Raw genomic sequence first — 21,684 nt, 5'->3', positions numbered from 1 at the left:
TTCCTTGTCTTCAATTAAAAGTTGCCGGCCTTGAGGTAAAGGGCGGTTTGGCCGGAGAAGCCGACCATGTAGTAGTATTTGCCGCTAAGCTTGACCCGGCTGCCGTAAGTTACGACGGCCGTGCCTTTAAGGCGCTTGGCTTCGTTCCAGTTCCGGGCTCCCTTGACCGTGTACACGTAAGCGTTGTGGGTCAAAGTCCGGCTGGTCCCGTCGATGTTGCCAGCCTTCACGTACTTGTTAGTACCGTACTTGTAGTACTTGGCATTGCCGATCGTTACAGCTGAACCGTAGACCTTAAGGTAAGTACCCGCGGTCAGCTTGGCGTTTGACAACTTTTTACCAGAAGCATCGTAGCTGTAGGAGTTCCGCATCAAGCGCTTGGTCGTGGTAGTTTCCACTGGCTTGGCTTGGAAATTGCTTGCCTTAACGTACTTAGCCACGTTCTTGCTGGTAAAGCCAGTCATGTAGTAGGCCTTGCCCTTGATCTTGACCTGGCCGCCGTAAGTCGTCACCTTGGTCCCCTTAAGCAGCTTGGCCGTTGATGTCTCCCGGCTGCCAGTGCTGGTGTAAGTCCAAGCATTGGCCGTCAAAGTCCGGCTAGTCCCGTCAATGTTGCCGGCCTTGACATACTTGCCATCTGCGTACTTGTAGTACTTGGCATTGCCAATCGTTACGGCTGAACCATAAACCTTCAAAGAAGAGCCAGCCTTCAGCGCCGCGATTGACAATTTCTTGCCAGAAGCGTCATAGCTGTAGGAGTTACGCATCAACTTGACCGTCTTGGTTGATACCGGCTGGGTAGCTGGTGCTTGGCTTGAGCTGCTTGAACCACTATTGTTTGTATTATTGCTAGTGTTGCTGCTGGTCCCCAGCTTGTTGTAATAGTAAGTGATCAAGCTGTAGAAGTCGCTCATGGAGTAGCCCCATTTAGCAAAGTAGCTGTCCGGGTCCCCGTGGTCGGTCCCGCCCAGGTACTGGGAAACTTCGTTGTGGGACCAAATAGTGCCTGACCCGTCCTTGCTTGCCCGGGATGGGGTCAAGTTGTATTGGTGCAAAAGAGTGGCGATGTAGTAAGCATCGTTGGCCACGCTCTGCACGAACTGGGACCGGCTTGAGACTTCACAGAGTTCGATCTGGATGTAGCGGACGTTGGCGATTGGGCCTGCCCCCCAGGTACCATAGTCAGTCGACATCAGCTGGATGGTCTGGCTGTTGTCAACCACAGCGTGGACGTAAGAGTAGACGCTGGTCCAGTTGTTGTTGAAGTAGCGCCCTTCATCCCAGGCCGTAGCGCTAGGGGTCGCCGTTTCGTGAACAACGATCCCTTCCGGTTTGCCGACCCCATTCCGGTAGCCAAAGCGGCTGCCATATTTCTTGCCGTTGGCCACGCTGTTGAACTGGTTGTAAGACAAGCCTGCTGCCTTGAGCAGGGTTTCCAGTGACTTGGTGCCGCTGTAAGTCGTCTTCTTGGCATCACTGTTGATTGAAGCTTGGGCTGCCTGCCCTTGGCCAAAAGTAAAGGCCAGGCCGAAAGCCGCGGTTGCCGCCGCCGCGGCAAAAAATCTTCTAAATCTCATTCAGTTTTCTTCCCCGTCTCCTTAAAAGTTGCCCTTCTTGACATACTGGTTCAGGCCAACAATGTAGTACTGCTTGCCCTTGATCTTCACGCTGCCGCCATAGACGGTGTGGGTGCTACCCTTGAGCCACTTGGTCTTGCCAACCCGCTTGCCCGCTTTGTTGTAGATGTAGGCGTTGTGCTTGAGCTTGCGGCTTGCGCCGTCAAAGTTGCTTGCCTTGATGAACTGGTCAGCGCTGGCTGAGTTAACCCGGTAGTACTTAGCCCCGTTGATCGTGACTGACCCGTAAGTCGTCACGCTCTTGCCGGCCTTGACAGACTTGGCCGTGCTTCTCTCCCCAGTGCTAGTGTAGACAGCAGCTGAGTGCATCAACACCTTCATTTGCCCGGAAACGCTAGCGGCATTGTCCGCACTTGGCGCTTGTGAAGTGCCAGTGTTCAAGTCTTCGCCGTTGATCCAGCCCAGGCCCTTGAGGTACATCCGCTTCTTGCCATTGTAGTAAGTGTAGGTCTTGGTAACCGTTACGCTTTGCCCGGCAGTCACGTAAGACTTCTTCGGTGAAACAGAGTGGTCAGTTGGGTAAAGGTAAGTTGCCCCGGACTTGGCTACCTTGGCCGTATAAGTAGTGCCGGAGTAAACCGGGTCATACTTGGTCAAGTTGTAGGTCGCGATGTGGTTGATCAGCTTGGTCGCGTAATTCTTGTCGGTCGCGTAGCCGGCAGCCTTGATGGCCTTAGCGGCAGCTGAGGCACTTGAGGCGTTTTCCAGCCAGGTCTTGCTGTAGCGCAGACCCCCGTTGCCCAAAGTCGTCCGCATCTTCAAGCCGTAGTCGTCAAAAGAGGCCTGGTAGCTGCTGTACTTTCTAAAAGCAGCCGTGATGTAGTAAGTCTTGCCGCTGGAAGTCTGTTCAGCCGTCTTAACGCTGTAGGTTGCCCCGGTCCAAGTATCAGCAGCCTTCATCCCAAAGAAGTTGTTGGCCTGGGTGGACAAGGTTGAAGTCCCCCAGCCGGATTCCAGAGCAGCCTGGGCCAGCATCAAAGAGGCGTAGACGCCGTACTTCTTGGACGTCTTCTGCGCCTGCAGGCTGACCTTGCTTAAAAAGGCATCACTGGTGGCTGATGCCTGAACTGCCTGATTTGAGAGAAACATGTTGTTGGTCACTGGAACGGCGACGGAAGTCAGCATCGCTGCGGTAGCAAGTCCAGTCAAAAATCTTCTCTTCATTAATTTCCTCCTAATAATTTCAATCGTAACCTCTATTGTATGTGCTCAGCGCTCTAGTTACAATCGAACGCATATTCTGTAAAGCAAAAGTAACAATTTACTTAAGCAATTACATTTTTTAAAGGAAAAAACCGCTTTTTCCAAAGCTTTTGCCTTAAAAAGCAAAGGACAAAAAACATGTATTATGTGAATAAAAACACGAAAACAAGCAAAAATGAAAAAGAAAAGAGGCGGCCAAGGCCGCCTCTCGGGTACAAATTTTGCAGCCGGCTAAAGAGGCCAGATCTGCCTAATGATTACTATCGTCAAACACACCCGTAACAGTACGTTCAATATAGTTTGCAGCCAGCGGCTGAGCATAAAGGACCTCCCCTTCCTTGACGAACACGCCCTCGCCGGCGATGGCTGCCGCGGCCTCCCGGACCACGTCCGCGCTCAAGCCCTTGACCGCGTATGGCAGGTTCAGGCTCTTCTTTTTGCCGGCACTGGACTTAAAGGTTAATTGCAATTCGGTAGTCGTAGTCATGATTTTTTCTCCTGTTTCTTACTCAAAAATTCTTTTTCTGTCAGTTTCCGCGTCAAAGAGTTAGGCCAAGGTCAAATTCTGCTTTTGGACCAGGGTCAAGGCAGCCAGTTCATCGCCCTGCAGCTTGCTGATAGCCTGGCCCACCTTGACCAGGCTTTCCGGGCTGGCATCTTTCTTGACGTTTTGCAGGCTGCGCTGCATCTGTCCCTTGTCGTACTTGTCGGCCTTGAAGGTGTATTGAATGCTTTGATCAGCTAAAGTAAAGTTCATTTTTTCTCTCCTGTTTCTGTTAAAAAATCCAATCTTTCCGCGAAGCTGCGGGCTTCGCTCCGGCCGGCCCCGGCGCCTCGGGCCTGCACTGATACTAACGTTTTAGGAGGCTCAAGTCGGCCACTTTTTGTTAAAGAACAATTACAAGTTGGACCAGCTGGCTAAAGGGAGGGGCGATTCTGGTATAATTGAGGATATTAACGAGGAGGTTATTTATGAAAAAATCGACTATCTGGTCCATCATCGTGGTGGCCGTGCTCGCCTTGGGCGGGGCTGGCGTCTACTTCTACTCCAGCCAGCAAAAGCAGAGCCAGGAGCAGACGGCAAGTTCCAGCTACTCCAGCCACATGCAGGCCGGCAAAGAGGCCGTAAAGGCCAAGAAATACAGCCAGGCCGCTGATGAATTTGACCAGGCCTACCAGGCTAAGGCAACTGCCCAAGCCAAAAACTACAAGGCCCAAGCGGAGAACCTGGCCGACTCCATCAAGTTAGCCAAGACGACAGTCAAGTATGCCAGCGCCTTGAACCTGGCCCAAAAGGCGCAAGAACAAAATGGCGGCTACAGCGTCATGACCAGCCAGGCCAAGAAGCTGGTCAAGAAGCTTAAGGCCGTTAAGGACAACTACGACAGTGAAATCAAGCCGCTCTTAAAGAAGGCCGCCCAGGCCATGGAAGACGGCGACTACGACAGCGCCGTTTCCACTTACAGCAGCATCTTAGACTTGCCTTACATCAACGGGGCTTACTACGCCAAGGTCCGGTCTAACGTCAAGGACCTGCTCAAGGAAGCCAAGAGCAAGCAGGCTGACTCCAGTTCCAGTTCTGAAAGCTCAAGCTCATCCAGCTCTTCTGACTCTTCCAGCAAGTCCAGCAGCCAGGAATCCAGTTCCAGCTCATCTTCTGCTGCTTCAAGCTCATCCAGCTCTTCCAGCAACCAAGCTGAAGGGTCCGGGACCAGCAACAACGACAAGGTCGGCGGCAGCACCGTGACCAGCCGGGACGTCCAACAGATCAGAAACCAACTGGACAACCTGGGCGAAAGCACGGCCGGCTGGAGCCCGCAGGACTTGATCAACCTGTTCAACTACGCCTACCAGCAGGGCCACACCACTATCGACTCCATCACCAAGGATGACGTCGAAGGCTACCTGAAGTCAGGCAAATAAGAAATAATTCAGCGCCAGGTCTTGATTTATGGGGGCCTGGCGCTTGCTTTCTGGCCTTAAAGCCGTTAAAATTACTATTGACTTTATGGACTTTTATTTAAAAAGGAGCTACAACTTTGGCAGAAGAAGAAAAGAAACACCGCAGCAATGAAGACATGTTCAAGATCGTGATGCCTGAACCAGAACGCGTAACCATGCCAGCACGCGAAGTTGCCGACCAGCCGGCTTACCTGGTCAACTTCGCCAACTTCTACGTTTCTTCTTTCGAACGCGACGACCTGGAAATCATCAGTGAATTTGACGAAGACCACAACATGGTCAACATCAACCACTACCTCCTGCTTAACCAGCCATTCTCCCGCAAGAACCTGGTCAAGCACGTGCTGATCGACCACGCCCACAATTTCCAAGCCATCCTCGACAAGATGAGCGAAGAAACCGGCGTTGACCCGGAAGCAATGACCACTTACGAAGACTGGAGCGACTGGTACGAAGGCATTCGCGCGACGATCGAAAGCAGTTTGTCCTAAAAGACTTGAAACTTTACTCTAAATATAAGAAAATTACAGTAAAAAGAATGTCTCCTGGCATTCTTTTTTTACTTGTTAAATTTAAGCACAGCTTTAAATTTGTTTTTTAGTGTATCACAGGCTTTTTTAAAGTTTGAGGAGTATTTAATTGCTATGGAAGCAGAAAATAAACGCAATCGCATGACGGCCGCCGGCCTCTTGATCGCGATTGGGATTGTTTACGGCGACATCGGGACCAGTCCCCTCTATGTCATGAAATCCGTAATCGCCGGCAACGGCGGTATCAACACGGTCAGCCGCGACTTGATCATCGGGACCATTTCCTTGATCCTGTGGACCGTGACTGTACTCACGACGGTGCAGACCGTGATTATTGCCTTGAAGGCGACCAACCACGGCGAAGGTGGTATCTTCGCCCTCTACGCCTTGATCAGAAAGAAGGCTGCCTGGCTGGTCTGGCCGGCTTTGATCGGCGGGGCCGCCATCCTGGCCGACGGGACTCTGACCCCGGCCGTGACGGTTACGACCGCCATTGAAGGGCTGAAGGGCCTGGAATTCGGCAAGGGCAATGTCCCGGTTAGCAACCAGACCACGGTCTTAATCATTACTATTGTTATTTTGCTGGTGCTTTTCTCCATCCAGCGGATGGGGACCAGCATCATCGGGAAGGCTTTCGGCCCGGTTATGTTTATCTGGTTCGCCTTCCTGGGCGCCATGGGTTTGATCAACATTGGCGGCAACTGGTGGATTCTCCAGTCCTTGAACCCTTACTACGCGATCAAATTGCTCTTTAGTCCTTACAACAAGGCGGGCTTCGCGATCTTAGGGTCCATCTTCCTGGCCACTACTGGTGCTGAAGCCCTCTACTCCGACGTCGGCCACGTCGGCAAGGGGAACATCATTGGCTCCTGGCCATTTGTTTTCGTCTGCCTCTCCCTGAACTACTTCGGGCAAGGGGTCTGGATCTTAAACAACACCAACATGCGCTCAGCTACTGAAATCAACCCCTTCTACGCCATGATTCCGGAAAACATCCGGCTGGCCTCAATCGTTCTGGCCACCTTGGCCGCGATCATCGCTTCCCAGGCCTTGATCACGGGTTCCTTCACCCTGGTGGCTGAATCAATCAACCTGAAGTTCCTGCCGCGGATGAACATCCTCTACCCATCTGATGAAAGAGGGCAGATCTACATCCCGGCTATCAACAGAATGCTGGGCATTACTACCATCGCCCTGGTTCTCTTCTTCAGAACCTCAGCCCACATGGAAGCAGCCTACGGTCTGTCAATCACGATTTCCATGCTGACGACCACTATCCTGCTTTACGAATGGCTGGTGCTCAAGCAGGGCCACAACCTGGCCAACCTGCTCTTCGTGATCTTCTTCAGCACGATCAACATCCTCTTCATGGGGTCAAGTCTGAGCAAGTTCACCCACGGCGGTTACGTATCACTGTTGATCACCCTCTTGATCGCTTCAGTCATGGTTGTTTGGTACTTCGGCAACAAGGTCCGGGACCAAAACGAAGCCGGCAATGCCTATGTCCGCTTGGATGAATACACGGACATGCTGACCGACCTCAGCCACGACGACAACTACCCGACTTACGCCGACAACTTGGTTTACATGGCCAACGTCAAGTACAACAAGTTCATCAAGCGTGAAGTCCTCTACTCAATTCTGGACAAGCGGCCTAAGCGGGCCCGGGCTTACTGGTTCGTCACGGTCAACGTGACCAACGAGCCGTTTACCGCTGAATACGCGGTCAACACTTTTGGTACCAAGAACGTGATCAACATCCAGCTCTACCTCGGTTTCAAGAAGCAAACCAGCGTCAACGTCTACCTGCGTCAAATCGTCCACGACCTGATCAAAGACAACACGATCGAGGCCCAGCCACAGGAATACACGACTACTCCTGGCCGGGATGTCGGCGACTTCAAGTTCGTCATCGTCAACGACGTCATCTCACCTTCGACCACCCTGTCTTCTTACAAGAAGTGGCTGGTCAAGGCCCGGGTCCAGCTGCAGAACCTGTCGCCTAACCCGGCTCAATGGTTCGGCCTGGAATTCGCGGACACGGTTATCGAACGCGTGCCTTTGATCCTGGGCAAGCAAGAGCCTGAAAGAATCAAGCGGGTTGCCCCAGTCGACTACAGCAAGACCATGCTGAACAAGAACGCGGGCAAAACCAAGAAAGAAAAGAACAAGTAATTAAGCAAATAAAGAAACGGCAAGGCGCGAAAGCTTGCCGTTTTTGCTTTTAGAAAGTCTTAAATACTCTAGAAAATTACAAACTTTTTTTCATTGAAGCAAAGCAGATTGATCACAGCTTTTTTACAAAGGGCCGTTATTATATAACCATAGTCAGAAGCAAGAAATTGCTTCTCCTATAGGAATTAATTTTTCTTTTTCTTTTCCTCTTTTACACACACATATATTAGACAAACACACAGCAGCAGAAAAGCAGTCATTGATGGAATGACTGCTTTTTTGTTGCTTATGAAATTTTATGAAAAACTACCAGATCTTGACCCGGTCTTCCGGAGCCAGATACATCCCGTCGCCTGGCTTGACGTCGAAGGTCTCGTAGAATTCGTCCTGGCACTGGGCCTGGACATTTGCCCGCAACGGGCCCGGCGCGTGCACGTCAACTGAAACGATCATCTTGATGGCTGCTTCCAGGGACTTTTGCGCCCAGACTCTGGCCCAGTTGGCGTAGAAGTCTTCCAGGCCCTGGCCTTCTTCCTTGCAGGCGGTCATGGCCGCGGTCAAGCCGCCCTGGTCAGCGATGTTTTCTGACACGATCTGCTTGCCGTTAAGAGTGGTCGGGCCGAACTTGAGCCCGTCAAAGAGGGCGATTTCCGCCTTGGTCCGGTCAGCAAATTCCTTGTAGTCAGCTTCGGTCCACCAGTTCTTCATGTTGCCGAATTCGTCGAACTGGGCCCCGTTGTTGTCGAAGGCGTGGGAAACTTCGTGGGCAATCACGGCCCCGATCCCGCCGTAGTTGGCTGCCCGGCTCTGGTCAGCGTTGTAGAACGGTGCCTGCAGGATAGCTGCTGGGAAGGTGATGTCGTTTCTTTGCGGGTCGTAGCAGGCGTTGACCAAGTTGCCTGGCATCAGCCAAACAGTCCGGTCAACCGGCTGGTGGAGCTTCTCCAGGCTGTACTTGATGCTTTCCTGGCTGGCGGCCTGCAGGTTGCTGTAAAGGCTGCCGCCGGCTGAAGCTGGAGTAACTTGAAGCCGGTTGTAGATGTCTTCAATCTTGTCCGGGTAGCCGACCTTCAAGATCAAAGCCTGCAGCTTGGTGATGGCCTTGTCCTTAGTCGCCTGGGAGAGCCAATCGTTCTTGGCCAGCCGGTCCTCGTAGACCTTCAGCATCCGCTTGATCATGCCCAAAACGTCTTCTTTGGCAGCTGCCCCGAAGTAGGTCTGCCCGTAGTAGACGCCGACAACTTCACTGAAAGTGCTGTTGGCAATCCGGTAAGCCTGCTTGATCCCGCTGGCCAGTTGCGGCTGGCCGGTCAAAGCCTGGCTGAACGGGAAGGCAGCTTCTCTGAATTCTTGGGACAGGGATGAAGCCACGTCGTTGATGAACTTGACCAGCATCCAGCCCTTGATTTCGCTGAAGCTTGCTTCGTTTAAAAGACCTTCCGCCTGGTCCAGGTAGCGGGGCTCAGTGTTGATCAAAACTTCTGGTTCTTCGCCCAGGAACTCTTCCAAGAACTGGCTCATGTCAAAGCTGCTGAACTTGCCCTTGAAGTCAGCCAGGGAAATCGGGTTGTACATAGCCGGGTAGTCAGCCCATTCTTCGCTGGACTTAACCACCTTGGCCAGGCGCTGGTCGTAAGCCAGGGCCCCGTCCACGTATTCGTTTGCTTTTTCTTCGCTGACCCCAGCCATTTGGAAGAGCTTGAGGGATTGCTCTTTTAAAACGCCCAGCAATTTTTCCGCGTCTGGGCTTTCGTAAGTGGTCGTGTCTGGCAAAAAGATGTGGGGACCGCCGAAGTAGACCGTGTTGACCTTGGTGTTCTTCATGTCCGCGTCAACGGAGAAGGAGAATGGCAAGTCAAAGCCTTCCTTAGCCAAATCAGCTGCTGCGCCTTGCAGGTCAGCCCAATCCTCCAGACCTTCCAGCTTCTTTAAGTCAGCCTGGATTGGCTTGGCCCCGTCAGCGTTCCGCTTGTCAAAGTCCTTGGCCAGCTTGTAGAGTTCAACAGCCTTGGCCAGGTTCGGCACGGCCGGGACTTCCTTTTCCCCGCTGGCAAAAGCCGCGAAGTCAGCCATCAGGCTCTTTTCAACGTTTTCAGCGATTTGGTCAAAGCTCCCCATCCGGGACCGGTCAGCCGGAATTTCCAGCTTGTCCAAATAGTCAGAGTTAACGGCCAAATACAGGTTGTCCTGCGGGCGGGCAGTCTTGTCAACGACGGTCGTGTCGCCGCTGCCGCCGCGGACGGCAAATTTATTGTTCAATATTTTTTCCTCCTTGTTTTTCAGCTAACAGTTGTGCTGACGCAGGTCGCACTGGGCCTTGATTTCTGCCTTGGCCTGGTCGGCTGCTTCCGGCCAGATTGGCTCTAAGCCCTGGTCCTTTAAGAAGCCTTCCCAGTCAGTAAAAATTTCTCCGTCTTCCTTGACGCAGGCCGGAATCCCCGCGTTGCCCTGCTCTTTAGCGTGAGCAAAGGCGGGACTGGCATCCCGCAAGCGCAAAAATTCCTTGAAATCCGGCATGGTGGCGAAAATATTGATAAATTCGTAGTCAATGCCATACTTTTTAAAACTGGCCTCACAGGCGATGCAGTCTGGACAGATCTTTGTCCCGTAAACTTTAAGCATGTTTTTTCCTCCTTTTCTCACTATCTTCTTATTTTACACATTAACTGCTTCCCTGTTCAATCAAAGTGCAAAAAAATAAGGCTGGTTGGCAAAACCTGCCTTATTTTTCAAAAATGCTAAAAATATCCTACTTGAAGAACTGCACCTGGTCCTTCAACTTGGCTCTCAGCGGCAAGAGGGCCAAAAGGCACAGGAAGATGCCGCAGCTGGCGACCACGAACATGGTCTTGTAGCCGAAGAGGTCGATCAAGGTCCCGCCGAAGAGCGGACCAAAGGCCCGGCCGACCCCGCTGGCCACCAGAGTCATCCCCTGATACTTGCCCTTGCTGGAATACGGCGACATGTCATTGACATAGGCCGGGATAGCGGAAAAAGCCGTTGATTCACCCAAGGTCAAGATCGACATGGACAAGACGAAGCCCGGGTAGGTCTTGGCAAAAATCAAGGTCAGCCAGGACACGGCAAACATGAAGATCCCAAAATAGATCTGCTGGTAGATGCTCTTGAATATCCGCGGGAAGCGGGCCAGAATGAGCTGGACAACCACGATGATGCTGGCGTTGATCGTCCACAGGGTTGAATAAAGGTGGAAAGGAATCCCCAGGCTGACCATGTAGACGGACAGGTTGGACTCCCAGTTCATGTACATCAGCCAGGTCACGCCCAAGGTGATGAAGAAGCCCATGGTCATCCAGAAGTTGGCCTTAGGCATCTTTTCCGCCTTCAGCGGCGCCTGGCCGGTCTTCTTTTGTTCCAGCCGGCGGGCATGGTAGGCCACGATTGGCTTGAACTTGAAAAAGGCAACCAAGGCCCCGATCAAGAACAGGCAGCTGGCAATGATAAAGAGCAGCTCAATTGAATAGTCATAGAGGTAGCCGACGATCAAGGTCCCGATAACCACCCCCAGGTTCTGGGAGAAGTAAAGAATGTTGAAGACGTAACGGCCAGGATACTTGCGCAGACTGGTGGCGATGGAATTGACCAGGGCGCCGTTCCAGCCCCCTAAAAAGCCCGTACAGATCAGCCAGAACCAGTAGATCGGCCAGCCGTGGAAGAAGGCCATGGCTAAAAGAACCAAAGCATCCAGCAGCATCCCGCCCGTGATCAAAGGATAAGGGTTAAGGCGGTCAAAGAGCCGGCCGCTGATGGTTGACCCCAGCATGTTGGCCGCGCAGTTGCAGAAGAGGACGATCCCGATTACCGACAGGCTGATCCCCAGCCGCTTGTTCAAGTAAACGGAAGTCAGTGGCCAAATGAAGCTGGCCCCGATCCAAGTAGCCAGTTCGGCCACGACCAGCCAGGGCAGCGCGATTTCCGGCAACTGGCTCTGTCCGTGTTTAGTTTTCATTTTTCCATTACCTCCCTACATTCAGCAAAAAATAACAGTAAAAATTATCCAGGCAATAAGAAAACCACGACTCAGCAAGTCATGGCTTCTCTCTTTATTACAATTCTACAACTCTTTCTTCTTTCCTTGCAAGGCGCGCAGGTCGGTAATATCCTGCAGGACTTCCAAAACGCCCAGATACTCCCCGGCCTTGTTTCTGACCGCCAAGTATTGGATGTAGACGAAGCGGCCCCGGACTTCAAACCAGAAAGCATGCTTGTCTTTTCTCCCGCTTCTGAGGTCGTCCACGATGGCCTTGACCTTAGGCACGCTTTTTGGCATGTGAATGCTAAAAAGGTTCATCCCCAGGTCATTTTTCGAGTGGGGATAAAAGCCGCAGCTGCCGCCAAAATAGCGGATGACGTCGTCCTTGTCCACAAAGACCAGGTCCAGGGGCAAAAGGTCCAGGACGGCAGAAAGCTGCTCATAGCTGAGGCCGCCTTCCGCGAACTCAATGAAAGAGTCAGTCAAGGCCGGCCGGGCTTTTTCTTCCGGCCGGCTGACTTCCACCATCTTTTGGTAGTTTTCGGCTTCATTGCCGCCAAGCTGGCCGGCAAAAGCCCCGATCTGGTCATTCCATTTGGCGATCGCTGCCGGGTCAGCTTCCTTTTTCTCAGCAAGTTCAGCAGCCGACGGCCGCCAGGCTGGCGGATCAGGGATCAGGCAGTAGCCTACCCGGACCTCGTCTTCCTTGACTCTGAGCCAATCGGCCGGCGTCGCCACTTCTGTCAAGAGCGGCAGCATGATTGCCTCTTCCTTAAAGATCATTTCGGTGACTTCCTTAGCCGCCTGCTTGACCTTTTTGGCCAAAAATTTTGGATCACCTGCTTCCGCCGCCTGCCGGGCCTCCTTGATCCAGCCCCGGATGTCGTCGTCTACCCCCCACATGACCTGGGGCGGGGCGGTAATGCCGTACTTGGTCATCAAGGGAAACATGGAGATTTCTTTTCTGGTGTAGTGCTTGTCCACTTGGGCCAGGTCAGCCAGCTCCTGCTTGATTTTTGCCAAAAGTTCCGGCTCTTCCTTCTCTTCATACTTGGCCAGGTCTGGCAAAAGGGCATCGTTGACCAAAGAGGTCAAAACGACATTCTCCTGCTTCAAGGTCTGGACCGGGTGGCCGGGCCGGGCAAAGGCATCCCCCACTTCCTGCTCGCCGATCGACCCCCGGAAGACTTCCGCGTGAACCGTGCACAAGTTCTGGATTTCCTGGGGGTCGAGGCCGCCGGCGATCAAGGCCCGCTCAGCTTCCGTGATTTCCTTGACCGAGACTGAGGAAAAAGCTTCATTGAACATAGCCTTGGCCTGGTCAAAGTCCCCTTTTTCCTGCAAAAGGCGCAAGATCTCCAGCAGCTTCTCCTGCCGCTCTTTTAAAGACATGGTCATTACTCAGTCACCTCGTATCCCTTCAAGCGCAGCTTCTCCTTGACCTCTTCCAAGTCAAAGCCCATGGCCCGGCAACCCATTGGCAGGGTCATCAGCCGGCCCACCGTGTCCAGCATGCTTGGAATCTTGATCCGGTTGAAGCCAATCTCGGCCATGTCCTCAATAAATTCCGGATACTGGTCAGCGAAAGTCTTGATCGGCTGGTGGAGGTTGATCTCCTTAGCCGCCGGAGCCGGCTCTTCCTTGATGCCCAGCTGCTTTTTCGCTTGCTCGCTTAAGCGGTCCGGGGTCCAGACCGGGTACCAGACCAGCTTGATGTCCACCTGCTTGATGGCGTCCAGCTGGCCTACGGCCTGGCGGATTTCCCGGTTGAGGTAGTCGTTTAAGGGGCAGCCGGCCGTCGTCAAGGTCATGGTCACCAGGCAGTTGCCCTCATCATCGATGTCGACTCCGTAGATAAGGCCCAGGTCGACCACATTGACCAGGAGCTCCGGATCGATGACGGTCTGCAGCTGGCCGATAACCTGGTTAACCAAAGCGCGTTTTTCTTCGTCCATTTTTTCCTCGCTAAAAAACTATCTCTGCAGCTTGTCCCAGATGACCGGATGCAGGTCCGGGGTCTTGAGGGACTTCTGCACGTCGATGATCCGCTGGTTGCTGGACCCTCTGAACTGCAGGGTCAAGTCCTTCAAGTTGTCCATGAAGCGGCCGTCGACCAGGATGTCCAGCTTCTTGAGCATTTCCACCTTGTCCGGCGTCTCCTTTAAAAGTTCCTCCCAGGTATAGCCGGACCAGGACCAGATGTCCTTGCTGTGGCCGTATTCAGCCCGGACCCGGTCGATGATCCGGTTGCAGACCCAGGTGTTCAAAAAGGGCTCCCCGCCAAGCAAGGTCAGCCCTTGGACATAGGACTGGCCGATGTCTGCAATGATCTGGTCTTCCAATTCCTGGGTATATGGCCGGCCGTAGTTGAAGTTCTGGGCAGCCAGGTTGTAGCAGCCCGGGCAGTCAAAGAGGCAGCCGGACACGTACAAGGAGCAGCGGACCCCTTCCCCGTCAACGAAGTTGAAGGGCTTGTAGTCGGCAATCTTGTGCTTGCTGTAGTCTTCTGAGATCCATTCGCCCGGCTTGGGATTCTTGGGCTGGCGCTTCATCTTCCGGGGCTTGGCCGTCTGGCCGGCATTTTTAGCCTTGTACTGGTTGGCGTCCACAAAGACCGTTTCCCCGCCGACGCTGATCCGGATCAGGTTGTCCCGGACGTCAGGGCCTTCTTGCTGATTCTTGTCTTTCTCTGGCATCGTGCTTCTCCTTTGCTCTCGATAAAAAATAGGCAGGAAAGATTCCTGCCTATTAGTATAATTCTTTTCGTTTAGTATTGGCTGTTCTTCTGCTTTTCCAGGCTGGCTTCCTCGCTGACCATGCCCAAGCTCATGTGCTTGGCCCGGTGGGCGATTTCTTCGTGCCGGCCGTGGACCATTGGCCGCTTCAATGGGTTGCCCAGGTAGCCGCAGGTCCGCTTGACGCAGTCACAGGTTTCCGGGTTGTGGTTGCCGCATTGCGGGCATTCAAAGCCCTTGGCGGTTGACTTGAACTCGCCGGCAAAGCCGCATTCGTAGCACTTGTCGATTGGCGTGTTGGTACCCAGGTAGCCGACTCTGTCGTAAGCCCAGTCCCAGACAGCTTCCAAGGCGGCCGGGTTTTGCTTCAAGTTCGGGTATTCGCAGTAGTGGATGAAGCCGCCAGCAGCGTAGTATGGGTAGTCCTTTTCAAAGTCCAGCTTTTCAAATGGGGTCGGGTGCTTGCGGACGTCGTAGTGGAAGGAGTTGGTGTAGTATTCCTTGTCCGTGATGTCCTTGACCTTGCCGAACTTTTTCGTGTCCAGGCGGCAGAAGCGGTCAGTCAGACTTTCGCTTGGGGTGGAGTAGACGCTGTAGTGGTAGTGGTTCGGGTCTTCCTTTTCCCACTTGGCGCAGGCATCATGCATCTTTTTGACCACTTCCAAAGTGAAGGCCTTGGCTTCCGGGTTCTTTTCCCAGTTTGGCCCGTAGAAGACCGTGCCGACTTCGTAAAGGCCGATGTAGCCCAGGGAAACCGTGGCCCGGCCGTTCTTGAAGAAGTCGTTGACGTCACCGTCATCGCCAACACCTTTGCCAAATGCACCGTATTCGTACAGGGTCGGAGCGTTGACGGGCTTAGCTTCAGTGACCTTCTTGGCCTTGTATTCGCAGGCTTGCCGGCCCAGTTCCAGGCGGTCATTGAAGATTTCCCAGAAGCGGTCCATGTCGCCCTGGCTTTCCATGGCGATTCTTGGCAGGTTCAAGGTAACCACGCCCAGGTTCATCCGCCCGGAGTTGACTTCCTGGCCATTTTCATCCTTCCAGCCCTGCAGGAAGGACCGGCAGCCCATTGGGGCCTTGAAGGAGCCGGTGATGTCGATGATCTTGTCATAGCTCAAAACGTCTGGGTACATCCGCTTGGTAGCACATTCCAGGGCCAATTCCTTAACGTCGTAGTTCGGGTCGCCTGGGTGCAGGTTCAGCCCCTTCTTCAAAGTGAAGACCAGCTTCGGGAAGATGGCCGTCCGGTGTTCCCGGCCCAGGCCTTCGATGCGGACCTTCAGGATGTCCTTTTGGATTTCCTTTTCAATCCAGTTGGTCCCCAGACCGAAGCCCAAGGTGGTAAAAGGCGTCTGCCCCTGGCTGGAGAACATGGTGTTGATCTCGTATTCCAGGCTCTGCATCGCGTCGTAGATGTCCTTTTGGGTCCGCTTCTTGGCAAAAGCCTGCACCTTGTCTTCGTCGTCGATGAATTCGCGCCCTTCTTCCAGGTGCTTTTCGTAGTTCTTTTCAGCAAAAGGCGCCAGAACTTCGTCGCAGCGGTCAAAGGAGCAGCCGCCGTATTGGCTGGAAGCAACGCTGGTGATGATCTGGGCTACCTGGCTGGTGGCCACCCGGATGGAGTTCGGCACTTCCACGAAGGCATTGCCGATCTTGAAGCCGTGGTTGAGCATGTAGTCAAAGTCGATTAAACAGCAGTTGGACATTGGTGAAAGGGGCGTGTAGTCCAGGTCGTGCCAGTGAATGTCCCCGCGCAGGTGGGCCTTGGCGATGTGCTGGGGCATCAAGGTCAGACCAACCGTCTTGCCCACAGTCCCGGCCGTCAGGTCACGCTGGGTGGCAAAGACGTCAGAGTCCTTGTTGGCATTTTCGTGGACGATGCTTGGGTCCTTGTCGACCAGCTTGGCCAGGCGCTGCTTGGTGTCAGTTTCTGCCTTCCAGTCAGCTTCGTCTTCCTGCCGCTTGGCTTCGTATTCCTTGGCTTCATTCAAGTAGCCCAGCTCGTTCAAGCTGGCCTTAAAAGCATCATGAACTTGAACGGCGTCAACCGTGTAGGCGGCCAGCTTGGCGTAAACCTTGCTCAAAACGGCAGCCTTGATTTCGCTGTCTTCCAGGCCAAGTTCGTCCAGAACCATTTCCAGCTTGAACTGCTCAAATTTAAATGGGGCACCGTCGCGCTTGATGAACTTCTTTGGCGCATTGGCAAAATCCAGGCTCACGGCTTCTGCTGCTGGCTTTAACATGACAATCAACCTCTTATCTCTCAAAAATACTTTACATTTTTTACATCCAGCCCCTGGGGCCGGTTAAGCGAGTTACCCACAAGCAGTAGACTATCTTGTGGATTAAGTGTGGATAACCACCACATCTTGTTTTGTTTATGAGATAAGCATAGCACAAAATACCAGATCTTGTGGTCTATACAAAGACGCATTTGTGTTAAATGACAGAGCAGAATTCAGTTGCCACGGGACTTTGGGCCCGTATATTTTTAAAAAAAGAATATTTTGTTCGGACAAATATTTTTGTCCTTTTGCCAAAGTCCTTCGAAAATTTCAAAAAGATAAAAAAACGTCTAGAGAAAATCAAGAAATTCCAGAATACAACTGTTCTATGTTTCGCCAACTGAGCCAGCAGAGTCTTAGATATTTCAACACAGTCGATTAGCAAACGAAAGTCTCTCACCGCGGGAGACTTTCGCAGTGAGTCCGTATAGACTATTTTTTAGTACAGTACCCTCATCCTCAAATTTTTTGAGACTGGCGGGCAATCTTTTTTAGTGACAATATTTGACAATAACGACATAAAGTGATAATCTGTTTTATGTCGATAACAACATTTATGAAAGGTGGAAAATAATTATGGCAAATTTAAATCACATGGACAAGCAATTCAAAACATTGGATGACTTTTTAGGAACGCATTTCATTTATACGTATGATAATGGCTGGGAATATGAGTGGTACGCTAAGAATGATCACACGGTCGATTATCGAATTCATGGCGGAATGGTTGCTGGACGTTGGGTTAAGGATCAGCCTGCGCATATTCATCAATTAACTGAGGGCATTTATAAAGTTGCTTGGACCGAGCCAACGGGAACCGATGTTGCCTTGGATTTCGTTCCTAATGAACATAAGCTTAACGGTACGATCTTCTTTCCAAAATGGGTACAAGAACATCCAGAGATTACGGTCTGCTTCCAAAATGAACATATTGATTTAATGCATGAATCACGTGAAAAGTATGAGACTTATCCAAAATTGGTGGTTCCTGAATTTGCAACAATTACCTATATGGGCGATGCTGGTCAAGATAATGATGAAGTTATCAACGAAGCTCCTTATGCCGGTATGACCGACGATATCCGCAATGGTAGCTTCTTTGATGAAAATTATCATCGCTTGGCTAAATAGCTTGTTATATAATATTTTGCAGAATCAGATCGGAAAGGATGCTGCAAAATGCCGCAAAAAAGGATACTCCCTTATGTTATTATGGGGATTCTGCTTAATAAGGACTGTACTGGAAAGCAGATTATGGATGAGTTTCGCTTTGACATTGGAGAATTCTGGCAATCATCACATAGTCAGGTTTATCCAGAGCTAAAACGCATGGAACAAGATCATTGGATTGAAAGCTATTCAATGAAAGGTAATGATAAAGAGATACATTATCATTTAACAGCTAATGGTTATGAAGTTATTAATAGTTGGTTGATGGAACCTGTTGATAAGCTGCCGGTATCCAAAGACCTATTTTCCTTAAAGATATTTTTCATCAATGACTGTAATGATCCGAGACTAGAAAAACTGTTTGACCACCAGATTCAATTGGTCAGCGACAGTCTTAATCATCTGCGCAAGCGTCAGCAAGCATTATTCAGCAGCCAAGAACAGATTGATCAACAATATGGACATTATTTGATTTTAACTCGCGCGATCAGCCGGCAAGAAAATCAATTGGCCTGGTTGGAAGATAAATTGAATAATCGGTAATGAAAAGAGCAATCGCGGTATGAGTCTGGGAAAAACTAGGCTCTAGATAAATAAAAAAGGTGAAACTCGATGTAATATTTCGAGCTTCACCTTTTTTGCTTGCTGGACAGCTAATATTTTTATTCGTTAGAGTCTTTTTCTCCAGACTCTTGTAACATCATTTCTTATTTGTCGAAGTACTGGCCCTTGTTGACCTGGAAGTAGGTCTTGAAGCGCTTGTAGTAGTTGTGGAACATGTACTTCATCAAAAGCCAGCGCTTAAAGGAGCTGTCCTGGTCGTAGAAGACGGTCGTCCCTACCTGGCCGGCGTCGATCAATTTTAAGGCCGCCTGCTTGGCCTCGTTGTCAACGGCGTATTCCTTGAAGATCTTCTCCGGCACGCCCAGCCAAAGCATGTGGCTGCTTTCCAGTTTGTTGGCGTAGACGGTCTCCTGGCCGGCCAAGGAGTCTTCAGCGTAGTCTTCCACGTACCACTTGGCCAGGTTGTAGCCGTTCAAGGTCACGTAGAAGCTGGACCGGCCTTGGCGGAGGTTGATTTCAAAGAACTTGTACTGGCCGTCGCGGGCATCGTACTTGATGTCGAAGTTGGCCATGCCGACATAGTTGATCTTCTCCAGGAAGGTCTGGACGGTCTCGTAGAGCTTTTCATCATAGGCAGGCAAAATAGCCATGTAGTTACCGATTGACTGCGGAGTCGGGTCTTCCAAGAGTGGGTGGCCCAGGCACATCATCTTGACCTGGTGGTGCTTGTCCACGTAGGCGTTCAAGACCCGCATGTTGGAGTCATCGCCCGGGATAAAGTCCTGCAGGATCAAGTCTTCCTTGTAGCCGTTGGTGTAGATCTTGCCCACGATGTCCTTGAATTCATCCAGGTCCTTGATGACAAAAGCCTTCTTCCGGCCTTCAAACTGGACGTCCAGCCAAGAAACCGGGTCTTCCGGCTTTAAGGCAACCGGAAAGGCAAAAGGCACGTCGGCGTATGAGCCGTCCTGGTAGTCAGCCAGCTTGATGATCTTGGTCTTCGGGTAAGGCAGGCCGTATTCTTCACAGACCTCGTAGAAGCCTTCCTTGGAGATCAGCTTTTCCAAAAGCTGGTAGTCGATGTAAGGAACAACGAAGGTCCCTTCCAGCTCTTGCTTGTGCTTAGCCAGCAGTTCCGCGTAGCCGTCCCCACAGGCAATCAGAATGACTGGCTCTTCATGATTCTGGTATTCCTTGATTTTTTCCTGCATGACTTCCATGAAGCCCGGGTCTTCGGAAAAACCAGGGTGCACTTCAACGTCCACGATCTTGGAGTAGCGGGTTGCCGCCAATTGCGTTGCCGCCCAAGCCTGGACCTTGATGCCGTAAGCTTCGTTAAAAGACCGCGCCATCCCATAGACGTTGATGTCGCTGCCCAGCAAAATTGGTGTAAATTTAGCCATTAGTAATTAAATTCTCTCTCTTCTTTTTGGATTAGAGCAGCTTGCCTTGAGCAATCAGGCTGGCCACTTCTGGCTGCACGTGTTGGTACTTGCGCACAGTTCCCTCGTAGTCAACGAAGAAGAGCTTGTACCAAACCAGGAAGGTGTAAATTGCCCAGATCTGCCGGCGGTGAGAACCGTCCCCATTGTAGTTCTCGTCCAGCAGGTCCAGGATCTTCTTTTGTTCAAAAATATCATTGACGAAATCTTCGCTGAAGAGGTCTCTGACCTGCTTGTAGAAACGCTCTTCCTGCAGCCACTGCTTGATTGGCGTCGGGAAGCCCAGCTTCGGCCGCTTGGCCCATTCATCCGGCAGAACCTGTTCTGAGGCCTTGCGCAGGGCATACTTGGTGTCGTACTTGTTGACCAGGTACTTGCTTGGAATGGAGTTGGCCAGTTCGGCAATCTTCACGTCCAGGTAAGGCACCCGGAGTTCCAGGGAGTGGGCCATGGAAATCTTGTCGGCCTTCTGCTCGATGTCGTTGAGCATGAAGTGGTGCAGGTCAATGTACTGCATCTGCTTGACATTGTCCAGGTCCTTGACCTTCTTGAAGTCTTCCTGGTAGTTGCCGTTGACCGTCAATTTGTTCCGGTAGCTTGGCTGCAAGACGGCGTTAGCATCCTTGGAAGTGAAGATGGTCGGGTAGTCCATGTCGTAGATGACTGACTGGCCCACGTAGAATTCACTTGGTTCAGCCAGGTTGGTGTAAAGGTGCACCTTGCCCGGGAAGTTCGGCATCTTCTTGATCTTGTGAGCCAGCTTGACCCGCTTGCCCTTTGGCAGCTTCTTCAGCTTGTCGGTAAAGACCTTGATGACATTGTTGTGGGTGTGCATCCCGTAGTTTACGTAGCCGGCAAAAAGTTCATCGGCCCCTTCCCCAGACAGGGCAACGGTCACGTGCTTTCTGGCCAGTTTGCACAGGTACCACAAAGGAATGATTGACGGGTTGGCGTCTGGTTCGTCCATGTGATACTGCATTTCCGGGAAGTCCCGCATGGCTTCTTCTGAGTAGACCTTGTCGGCGTAGAAGTGCCAGCCGTTGATGTCCGCCAGGGCCTTGGCCTTGGAGGCTTCGTCGTAGGTGTTGTCGTCAAAGCCGATGGAGAAGACTTCGTCCGGGTCCAAAAGGGCCGTCAGGAAGCTGGAGTCAACCCCTTCGCTGAGGAAGGCCCCGACCTTAACGTCGGCGTTGCGGTAAAGGTCAACCGTTTCCTTCAAGTCTTCGTTGATCTTCTTGACCGTTTCTTCAAAGGAAAGGTTGTTGTCCTTGTATTCGGCATCCCAGTACTGGTGGGTCTTCATCTTGCCGTCCTTGTATTCAAACCAGTGACCTGGCTGGAAGCGGTAGACGCCCTTGAAGAAGGTCTCCTTGAGGTCGTTGTACTGGTTCATCAGGTATGGCTTGACGGCTTCGGTGTTCAGTTCCTTTTTAAAATGAGGGAAGGCCAAAAAGCTCTTCAGTTCTGAGCCGACCAAGAGGTGGCCGTCCACGTCCTGGTAGTACATCGGCTTGATCCCGAAGAAGTCCCGGGCCCCGTACATGGTCTGGGTGTTGCCGTCCCAGATGATGAAGGCGAACATCCCCCGGACCCGCTTGAGGATCCCGTCCATCCCCCATTCTTCATAGCCGTGCAGGATGACTTCAGTGTCGGCCTTGGTGGTAAAGGTGTGGCCTGCCTTGATCAGTTCTTCTCTCAAAGGCTTGAAGTTGTAGATTTCCCCGTTAAAAATGATCGCCCGGCTGCGGTCTTCGTTGTAGATTGGCTGACTACCGCCCCGCAGGTCGATAATCGACAGTCTTCTGAAGCCCAGGGCCACCTTGTCGTTGGTGTACATCCCATCGCTGCTTGGTCCCCGGTGTTCAATGGTAGCCATCATCTTGCCGATGGCCGCCTGCTTGTCATTGATTTCTGGATCGTAAAAGGCGACAATTCCGCACATATTTTCTCTTCCTTAATTCTAGTTAGTTTCTATAAAGTCAACTTC

General features: G+C 51.9%; 18 protein-coding genes. 5 read left to right on the top strand and 13 right to left on the bottom strand.

Annotated features, from left to right (window positions below; all coding sequences use genetic code 11):
• Positions 1 to 14 precede the first annotated feature (14 nt).
• The 4 genes from ACYVUU_RS01265 to ACYVUU_RS01250 all read right to left on the bottom strand — a co-directional run bounded on the left by ACYVUU_RS01265 (position 15) and on the right by ACYVUU_RS01250 (position 3,597).
• Positions 15 to 1,577 (bottom strand): SLAP domain-containing protein, encoded by a 1,563-nt coding sequence (locus ACYVUU_RS01265; RefSeq protein ID WP_484499725.1) that lies wholly within the window; start codon positions 1,575 to 1,577, stop codon positions 15 to 17.
• Between the two features lie 21 nt (positions 1,578 to 1,598).
• Positions 1,599 to 2,801, bottom strand: coding sequence for an SLAP domain-containing protein (locus ACYVUU_RS01260; RefSeq protein WP_484499724.1), 1,203 nt, complete (start codon positions 2,799 to 2,801; stop codon positions 1,599 to 1,601).
• A gap of 289 nt (positions 2,802 to 3,090) precedes the next feature.
• Complete coding sequence (locus ACYVUU_RS01255; protein WP_439776267.1) at positions 3,091 to 3,327, bottom strand: DUF2922 domain-containing protein; 237 nt, start codon at positions 3,325 to 3,327, stop codon at positions 3,091 to 3,093.
• Positions 3,328 to 3,387: 60 nt separating this feature from the next.
• Positions 3,388 to 3,597, bottom strand: a complete 210-nt coding sequence (locus ACYVUU_RS01250; RefSeq protein ID WP_484499723.1) for a DUF1659 domain-containing protein — start codon at positions 3,595 to 3,597, stop codon at positions 3,388 to 3,390.
• Positions 3,598 to 3,812: 215 nt separating this feature from the next.
• On the opposite strand from ACYVUU_RS01250, the gene ACYVUU_RS01245 reads away from it, so the two are divergent.
• The 3 genes from ACYVUU_RS01245 (at position 3,813) to ACYVUU_RS01235 (ending at position 7,507) form a co-directional block, all read left to right on the top strand.
• Positions 3,813 to 4,763 (top strand): hypothetical protein, encoded by a 951-nt coding sequence (locus ACYVUU_RS01245; protein WP_439776265.1) that lies wholly within the window; start codon positions 3,813 to 3,815, stop codon positions 4,761 to 4,763.
• Between the two features lie 116 nt (positions 4,764 to 4,879).
• Positions 4,880 to 5,293, top strand: a complete 414-nt coding sequence (locus ACYVUU_RS01240; protein ID WP_484499722.1) for a hypothetical protein — start codon at positions 4,880 to 4,882, stop codon at positions 5,291 to 5,293.
• 153 nt (positions 5,294 to 5,446) lie between these two features.
• Positions 5,447 to 7,507, top strand: a complete 2,061-nt coding sequence (locus tag ACYVUU_RS01235; RefSeq protein ID WP_484499721.1) for a KUP/HAK/KT family potassium transporter — start codon at positions 5,447 to 5,449, stop codon at positions 7,505 to 7,507.
• A gap of 306 nt (positions 7,508 to 7,813) precedes the next feature.
• Here the strand turns inward: ACYVUU_RS01235 and ACYVUU_RS01230 are convergent, their stop codons facing one another.
• The 7 genes from ACYVUU_RS01230 to nrdD form a co-directional block, all read right to left on the bottom strand.
• Positions 7,814 to 9,766, bottom strand: coding sequence for a M13 family metallopeptidase (locus tag ACYVUU_RS01230; protein ID WP_484499720.1), 1,953 nt, complete (start codon positions 9,764 to 9,766; stop codon positions 7,814 to 7,816).
• Between the two features lie 24 nt (positions 9,767 to 9,790).
• Complete coding sequence (locus ACYVUU_RS01225) at positions 9,791 to 10,129, bottom strand: glutaredoxin (RefSeq protein WP_439776261.1); 339 nt, start codon at positions 10,127 to 10,129, stop codon at positions 9,791 to 9,793.
• A 127-nt stretch (positions 10,130 to 10,256) separates the two neighbouring features.
• Entirely contained in the window at positions 10,257 to 11,477 is a 1,221-nt protein-coding gene (locus ACYVUU_RS01220; protein ID WP_484499719.1) for an MDR family MFS transporter, read from the bottom strand.
• A gap of 105 nt (positions 11,478 to 11,582) precedes the next feature.
• On the bottom strand, positions 11,583 to 12,899 hold the full coding sequence (locus ACYVUU_RS01215) for a DUF438 domain-containing protein (protein ID WP_484499718.1): 1,317 nt from the start codon (positions 12,897 to 12,899) through the stop codon (positions 11,583 to 11,585).
• Complete coding sequence (locus tag ACYVUU_RS01210) at positions 12,899 to 13,456, bottom strand: iron-sulfur cluster assembly protein (RefSeq protein ID WP_484499717.1); 558 nt, start codon at positions 13,454 to 13,456, stop codon at positions 12,899 to 12,901. The genes ACYVUU_RS01215 and ACYVUU_RS01210 overlap by 1 nt, the downstream gene beginning before the upstream one ends.
• Positions 13,457 to 13,474: 18 nt before the next feature.
• Positions 13,475 to 14,197, bottom strand: a complete 723-nt coding sequence (gene nrdG, locus ACYVUU_RS01205; protein WP_003614463.1) for an anaerobic ribonucleoside-triphosphate reductase activating protein — start codon at positions 14,195 to 14,197, stop codon at positions 13,475 to 13,477.
• Positions 14,198 to 14,268: 71 nt separating this feature from the next.
• On the bottom strand, positions 14,269 to 16,479 hold the full coding sequence (gene nrdD, locus ACYVUU_RS01200) for an anaerobic ribonucleoside-triphosphate reductase (protein ID WP_484499716.1): 2,211 nt from the start codon (positions 16,477 to 16,479) through the stop codon (positions 14,269 to 14,271).
• Positions 16,480 to 17,115: 636 nt separating this feature from the next.
• Between nrdD and ACYVUU_RS01195 the strand changes: the two genes are divergently transcribed.
• Positions 17,116 to 17,652 (top strand): phenolic acid decarboxylase, encoded by a 537-nt coding sequence (locus ACYVUU_RS01195; RefSeq protein WP_274606154.1) that lies wholly within the window; start codon positions 17,116 to 17,118, stop codon positions 17,650 to 17,652.
• A gap of 48 nt (positions 17,653 to 17,700) precedes the next feature.
• Entirely contained in the window at positions 17,701 to 18,234 is a 534-nt protein-coding gene (locus ACYVUU_RS01190; protein ID WP_484499715.1) for a PadR family transcriptional regulator, read from the top strand.
• Positions 18,235 to 18,398: 164 nt separating this feature from the next.
• On the opposite strand, the gene ACYVUU_RS01185 is transcribed toward ACYVUU_RS01190, so the two are convergent.
• Entirely contained in the window at positions 18,399 to 19,658 is a 1,260-nt protein-coding gene (locus tag ACYVUU_RS01185; RefSeq protein ID WP_439774779.1) for a carboxylate--amine ligase, read from the bottom strand.
• Between the two features lie 31 nt (positions 19,659 to 19,689).
• The gene (asnB, locus tag ACYVUU_RS01180) at positions 19,690 to 21,639 is read right to left on the bottom strand and encodes an asparagine synthase (glutamine-hydrolyzing) (RefSeq protein WP_439774780.1); all 1,950 of its coding nucleotides are present in this window, start codon (positions 21,637 to 21,639) and stop codon (positions 19,690 to 19,692) included.
• Positions 21,640 to 21,684 lie beyond the last annotated feature (45 nt).

Source organism: Lactobacillus sp. WILCCON 0058, assembly GCF_057198005.1.
The sequence above is the reverse complement of the archived record's forward strand: the minus strand, read 5'-3'. Positions and strand labels throughout refer to the sequence as shown.